Genomic DNA, 6,798 nt, shown 5'->3' with positions numbered 1-6,798 from the left:
GATCGCACAATCCAAAAAACTCCAAAGTGTGATAATAAATCTTGAAAGAATGAGATTGTTGTAGTTGGCTTTCTAAGTGGTGGACGGGGCATTCGTCGATCGTAATGGAGGTGCCACATTCGAGACAAGTTAGGTGGTGTTGGTCTTGGTGGGCGGCACCGTAGAGAGACTCGCCACTAGCGAGGGTTCTGACGTGAACGAACCCCTCTCGCTTTAAACCGTCGAGGGAGCGGTAAACGGTTGCTAAGCCCATGCTTTGGTCGCTGTTACGCAGTTCTAAGTAGATATCTTGCGCTGAGAGCGATCGATTCAGGACTTTGAGCAAGTTTAAAATACGCTCCTGACTGCGGGTGTGGTTGGTTCTCATAATTTTTTTCTCGAATCTGCTGAAATCACATCTGTCCCTATTTCTAGGCTATCTTACTTGGGCGAACCAAATGGCGATCGGCGCGCTGCTCGGTTGTAGAATACAATGGGGCTAACTTTCACATCACCTACCGCAACATTCCCGTGACTCAGAAATATCTTGCCCAAATCTATGTTACCCTCCGCCCTTCTGTTTTAGATCCCGCCGGCACAGCCGTACAGTCTGGTTTGCAACACATGGGATACGACAATGTTGAGGGCGTGCGCATCGGGAAGTATGTTGAATTGACGCTGACTGCTGCTGGTGAGTCCCAGGCCCGCGAACAACTCGATCGCGTTTGCGACCAACTTTTGGCTAATCCTGTGATTGAAAATTATCGCTTTGATTTGACTGAAATTCCTGTTGCTGTGGAGACAGCGGCGGCATAAATGCGATCGCCCCTAGGGTGTGTTTTTTGGTCCCGGAGATCCCCCCTAACCCCCCTTAATAAGGAGGGGACAGTAGTGTTCAAAGTCTCTATTAAAAAGGCGAGGACAAGAGCGTTCAAAGTCTTCGTTAAAAACACGAAAACTCGGAGCACTCAAAGTCCCCCGACTATCAGGGGGATTTAGGGGGATCGAGACTTTGATACAAGCGAGAGAAACATAAGATTTTAGTCTTAAGTTGACACTTCTTGCTTCTTCCTGACCTCCGTTACATCCGTTACAAAATCTGTTGCCGAACTTCCTTGAGCTTATGAAATTTGGAGTTATTGTTTTTCCGGGTTCAAATTGTGATCGCGATGTGGTATGGGTGACTCAAGGGTTACTCCACCAACCGACGCGGATGATTTGGCACGAAGATACCGATATTTCGGATATTGATATCATTGTAATTCCCGGTGGTTTCAGTTACGGAGATTATTTGCGGTGTGGCGCGATCGCCCGTTTTTCTCCGGCGATGCGGGCTACTGCGGAACACGCGAAACAGGGCAAACTTGTACTGGGTATTTGCAACGGTTTTCAGGTGTTGACTGAAGCTGGTTTGTTGCCCGGTGCTCTGGTGCGGAATGCGGGATTGAATTTTATTTGCGATCGCACTTCTTTGAAAGTCGAACGCGGTAATACTCGTTGGACTGCTGCCTATACTTCGGGTGAAATCATCGATTTGCCGATCGCCCACGGGGAAGGCAATTATTATGCCGATGCGGATACTTTAGCAGAACTAGAAGACCACAAGCAAGTGCTGTTTCGCTACTGCACAGAGGCAGGCAAAATTAGCGATGCTGGCAATCCGAACGGTTCGTTAAATAATATTGCCGGTATTTGCAATCGGGCGGGCAATGTGTTGGGAATGATGCCGCATCCTGAACGGGCATCCGATCCGATGTTGGGCGAGACTGATGGGATGAAATTATTTGAAGGGTTGTTGATGGCAAGTGTTGCTGCTGTTTTGTAGTTGATATTTGCGGTGTCTCTGATTTTATGAACAGGCTTTCCGGGCTGTTTCACAATAGATCAAGTTTCTTGTGGGGTGGGCCGAAGAGCCCGCCCAAAATCCACAGGCCAGATGCCTGTTTCACAATAGATCAAGTTTCTTGTGGGGTGGGCCGAAGAGCCCGCCCAAAATCCACAGGCCAGATGCCTGTTCCACCATACATCAAGTTTCTTGTGGGGTGGGCCGAAGAGCCCGCCCAAAATCCACAGGCAAGATGCCTGTTCCACACTAGATTAAATTGATTGTGGGGTGGGCCGAAGAACCAGCCCAAAATCCACAGGCCAGATGCCTGTTCCACAGTAGATTAAATTGATTGTGGGGTGGGCCGAAGAACCCGCCCAAAAAATACAATTTAGATGCCCAACAGCTTAGCAACTTTTAAAAACAGGAATATTTATTTTATGTCGCTAATTGACTTAGCTAATGTTAAAAATAGGGTAATTGGATGGAGTGCGGTGATGGCTATAGGACAAGTTATTTCAAATGCGATCGCCACTCCGGCCACTCAAGCAGCAGCGGGTATGATGGGCGGCCCGATCGCACTTGGGGGAGTTTCTATCTTAGCAGCGATTGCTGGTAGTCTCGCTGAGACTATGACCGCTGATGAACTGGCAAATCGGATGACCCAACGGTTGATCAAAAATCCGAGTATTCTGGAAAATGAGGATTTGATTAAGGCGGCGGGTGAGGCGATCGGCTATATTTTGAGAGAGGTTGCTTCGTCGGATGAATTAAGTGCGATCGCCGAAACCCAAAAATTGCCTTATCCAGAAACAGCACTCAGTCAATTAGCCGAGAAAACTCCTGAATACTGGCTGGATATTAACACGAATACAGCCGACTTGTCAAGGGGTTTAAATATTCCCGAAGACCAGTTAACCCTGATTTTTTCTGCGGATGCCGAGGAGTTCGATCGAGTTACCGGATTGACAACGGCAGATTGGGCAACTTTCCTCAACGAATTCGCCGCCCCCAGCAAGGGCAAACCCTTCGATGCAGAAATCGTGGAATTTGTCGCGGACAAACTGTACGCAACTTTTCCGAAAGCGTACCGCCAAGTGCTGAAACTGGATGCGGCGAATGGAGGAGAAAAGTTTGCGGTGATGCTGTTGAATCTGCACCAAATTGCTTTAGCCCAACTGAGAGATTTGGGGCTGCCAAATGGGGAAATACTGCAAAAGTTGGAGGCCGTGGAAACTGGGCAGCAGATTTGTCAAGTGATGGGGAAATTGTCAGCCATAGAAATTGGCATCCGATCCGATTTGGGTCAAATTCAAACATCACTGGAACGATTTGTTGATATTTCCGCGCCCCGATTACCGATTCCCTACGAGTGCGAAACGATTATTCAAGGTCGCACTCAAGACTTTACCGGTCGCGAATTTGTGTTTGCAGCAATTGCCGACTTTTTGCAGAACAACCGCAAAGGATATTTTCTTTTAGAAGCAGATCCAGGTGTGGGAAAAAGTTCAATTCTGGCGCAGTTAGTGCTGCTGCTGAATCGGCGTTGTGTTGCCCATTTTAACTCGCAATCTCAAGGTATTGTCCGCGCCGAACAATTTCTAGAAAATGCCTGCCTTCAGTTAATTCGAGGCTTTCAACTAAGTTATCCGCAACTGCCGGAAAATGCCACCAGAGATGGCAATTTTCTCAGTCGATTGTTGGGGGAAGTCAGCCCTAAATTGGGCGGAAAAAAGTTGATTTTGGTCGTGGATGCCCTGGATGAAGTCGAGATCAGTTTGCAGGGGCGCGGCAGCAATATCCTCTATTTGCCTGATGCTTTGCCGGATAATGTTTATTTTATTGTCTCGAAGCAGCCGAAAACTCTGCCTTTGCCAAATCATCAGGTTTTTGATTTGATGCAGTACAGTACAGAAAGTTTGGCGGATGTCCAGCTTTATATTGACAAACGTACCAGCAACAGCGCCTCAATTCAGAGTTGGATTAACCGTCAAAATTTGCAGCGAGATCAGTTTGTGGCGGCGGTGGCCCAAAAAAGCCAGAATAACTTTATGTACCTGCGCTATGTGCTTAATGATATCGATAGCGGCAAGTACAGCGATGTGACTTTGGAAGATTTGCCGAGGGAGTTGGAAGGATATTATGAGAAGCACTGGGCGCGGATGGAAATGGCGGTTAAAGATCAAGAATTGCGCCGCCGCAAGTTGAAGGTGATTTATTTGTTGACCAAAACTCGCAAGCCGGTTTCCTGCGATATTTTGGCGGATTTTGCTGAGGAAGATGCTGGGGATTTGCATAAAGTTCTGGATGATTGGGAACAGTTTCTCCGGCGTAGCGGTGATAGTCCTCCCGATTACAGTATCTATCACGCGAGTTTCCAAAGATTTCTGCATCGTAGAGATGTGGTGCAGCAATCAGGGGTGTCGCTGCGGGATATTGAAACGGCAATTTCTGATAATTTGTGGGAGAATTTGTACGGCGATGAGTAAGTTTAAAGAACGGTTGGGGAAACAGTCGCCGAAAAAGCGGCTTTATACTTTGGAAACTCTGCCGGGGCATTTGGCCCAGAGTGTTCAAGGGGAACGGCTGCATCAGTTGTTAACGGATTTTGATTTTATTGAGGCGAAGTTGGATGCGTTGGGGGTTCAAGCGTTAATTGAGGATTACGATTTGGCGGGAGTTTCTGATGTTTTGCTGTCGGAGGGGCAAACTGAAACTTTGCGGTTGATTCAAGGGGCACTTCGCAAGTCGGCGCAGGTTTTGGATAAGGATAAAACGCAGTTAGCAGGGCATTTGTGGGGAAGGTTGCTGGATTTTGAAAGACCCCAGATTCAGGGGTTGCTCGAACAAGGGAAGCAATCGAAAGATAGTCCTTGGCTGCGGCCTTTGAAGGCTAATTTAGAGCGGCCGGGAGAAGGATGTCTGCGAACTCTCAGCGGTCATACTGACTCGGTAGAAGCAGTGGCGATCGCACCAGACGGCAAAACCGCGATTTCGGCTTCATGGGATTACACCCTGAAAATTTGGGACATCGAGACAGGGAGGGAAGTTAGAACCCTCACCGGTCATACTGGCTGGGTAAGATCAGTGGCGATCGCACCAGACGGCAAAACCGCGATTTCGGCTTCATGGGATTACACCCTGAAAATCTGGGACATCGAGACAGGTAGGCAAGTTAGAACCCTCACTGGTCATAGTGACTGGGTAGAAGCAGTGGCGATCGCACCAGACGGCAAGAGAGCGATTTCCGCTTCGTGGGATTACACCCTGAAAATCTGGGACATCGAGACAGGTAGGCAAGTTAGCACCCTCACTGGTCATACTAACTCGGTAAGATCAGTGGCGATCGCACCAGACGGCAAAAGAGCGATTTCCGCTTCAGACGATAAAACCCTGAAAATCTGGGACACCGAGACAGGTAACGAAGTTAGAACCCTCACCGGTCATACTGACTCGGTAAATGCAGTGGCGATCGCACCCGATGGCAAAAGAGCGATTTCCGCTTCATGGGATAAAACCCTGAAAATCTGGGACACCGAGACAGGTAGGGAACTTAAAACCCTCACCGGTCATACTAGCTTGGTAAATGCCGTGGCGATCGCACCAGACGGCAAAAGAGCGATTTCCGCTTCATGGGATTACACCCTGAAAATCTGGGACATCGAGACAGGTACGGAACTTAAAACCCTTACCGGTCATACTAGCTTGGTAAATGCCGTGGCGATCGCACCAGACGACCTGACAGCGATTTCCGCTTCATGGGATAAAACCCTGAAAATCTGGGAAACCAAGACAGGTAGGCAACTTAAAACCCTCACCAGTCATACTAACTGGGTAAATGCAGTAGCGATCGCACCCGAAGGCAATACAGCGATTTCCGCTTCAGGGGATAACACCCTGAAAATCTGGGACACCGAGACAGGTACGGAACTTAAAACCCTCACCAGTCATACTAACTGGGTAAATGCAGTGGCGATCGCACCAGACGGCAAAACCGCGATTTCCGCTTCAGGGGATAACACCCTGAAAATCTGGGACACCGAGACAGGTACGGAAGTTATAACCCTCAGCGGTCATACTAACTGGGTAAATGCAGTAGCGATCGCACCAGACGGCAATACAGCGATTTCCGCTTCACGGGATAAAACCCTGAAAATCTGGGATACCGAGAGAGGTACGGAAGTTAGAACCCTCACCGGTCATACTGACTCGGTATATACGGTGGCGATCGCACCAGATGGCAATACAGCGATTTCTGCTTCACGGGATAACACCCTGAAAATCTGGGACACCGAGAGAGGTACGGAAGTTAGAACCCTCATCGGTCATACTGACTCGGTATATGCAGTGGCGATCGCACCCGACGGCAAAACCGCGATTTCTGCTTCACGGGATAACACCCTGAAAATCTGGGACACCGAGACAGGTAGCGAAGTTAGAACCCTCAGCGGTCATACTGAGTCGGTATTTGCAGTGGCGATCGCACCCGACGGCAAAACCGCGATTTCCGCTTCACGGGATAAAACCCTGAAAATCTGGGATCTACTCAGCGGCGAAGAGATTGCTAGTTTCAGCGGGGAGGGTGGCTTCAAGGGCTGTGCGATTTCGCCTGATGGGGTGAGTGTTGTAGCGGGGGATGCGTTGGGCCGGGTGCATTTCCTGCGATTGGAGAAAGTTAGTGGCGGGCGATAATCCAAGAAACCGGGTTTTTGCCCGAATCTGTCGGTTGTAACTCACATCTTGCACCATTCTCAAGAACAGGCAAGATGCCTGTTCCACAAAGAGTAGATTTTCTTGTGGAACGGGCATCTTGCCCGTTCATAAAAGGCTTATTGACAATGGTGCAACATCTTGCACCATTCTCAAGAACAGGCAAGATGCCTGTTCCACAAAGAGTAGATTTTCTTGTGGAACGGGCATCTTGCCCGTTCATAAAAGGCTTATTGACAATGGTGCAACATCTCAATATTCTCGCTTAACAGGCAAGATGCCTG

6 protein-coding genes are annotated in these 6,798 nt (G+C 48.7%); 4 read left to right on the top strand and 2 right to left on the bottom strand.

The genetic code is table 11. The features are described 5' to 3' along the window. A partial coding sequence (locus ACUVJL_RS15245; protein WP_445246612.1) for a Fur family transcriptional regulator occupies positions 1–367 on the bottom strand: 367 nt, incomplete at its 3' end. A gap of 143 nt (positions 368–510) precedes the next feature. Here ACUVJL_RS15245 and purS point away from each other — a divergent pair. The 4 genes from purS (at position 511) to ACUVJL_RS15225 (ending at position 6,496) form a co-directional block, all read left to right on the top strand. After that, positions 511–795: a phosphoribosylformylglycinamidine synthase subunit PurS gene (gene purS / locus ACUVJL_RS15240; RefSeq protein WP_333136055.1), complete on the top strand. Its 285-nt coding sequence runs from the start codon at positions 511–513 to the stop codon at positions 793–795. Positions 796–1,102: 307 nt separating this feature from the next. Then, positions 1,103–1,804, top strand: coding sequence for a phosphoribosylformylglycinamidine synthase subunit PurQ (purQ, locus tag ACUVJL_RS15235; RefSeq protein WP_445246611.1), 702 nt, complete (start codon positions 1,103–1,105; stop codon positions 1,802–1,804). A gap of 440 nt (positions 1,805–2,244) precedes the next feature. Next, positions 2,245–4,293, top strand: coding sequence for an ATP-binding protein (locus ACUVJL_RS15230; protein ID WP_445246610.1), 2,049 nt, complete (start codon positions 2,245–2,247; stop codon positions 4,291–4,293). Continuing rightward, positions 4,286–6,496 carry a hypothetical protein gene (locus ACUVJL_RS15225; protein WP_445246609.1) on the top strand — a complete coding sequence of 737 codons (2,211 nt, stop codon included), beginning with the start codon at positions 4,286–4,288 and terminating at the stop codon, positions 6,494–6,496. The genes ACUVJL_RS15230 and ACUVJL_RS15225 overlap by 8 nt, the downstream gene beginning before the upstream one ends. Here ACUVJL_RS15225 and ACUVJL_RS15220 read toward each other — a convergent pair. Next, positions 6,480–6,737, bottom strand: coding sequence for a hypothetical protein (locus tag ACUVJL_RS15220; protein ID WP_445246608.1), 258 nt, complete (start codon positions 6,735–6,737; stop codon positions 6,480–6,482). The genes ACUVJL_RS15225 and ACUVJL_RS15220 overlap by 17 nt on opposite strands. Positions 6,738–6,798: the final 61 nt, after the last annotated feature.

It is taken from the genome of Microcoleus sp. OTE_8_concoct_300 (assembly GCF_031383065.1).
Classification (GTDB): Bacteria; Cyanobacteriota; Cyanobacteriia; order Cyanobacteriales; family Microcoleaceae; genus Microcoleus.
This window is presented reverse-complemented; position numbering and strand designations above follow the sequence as displayed.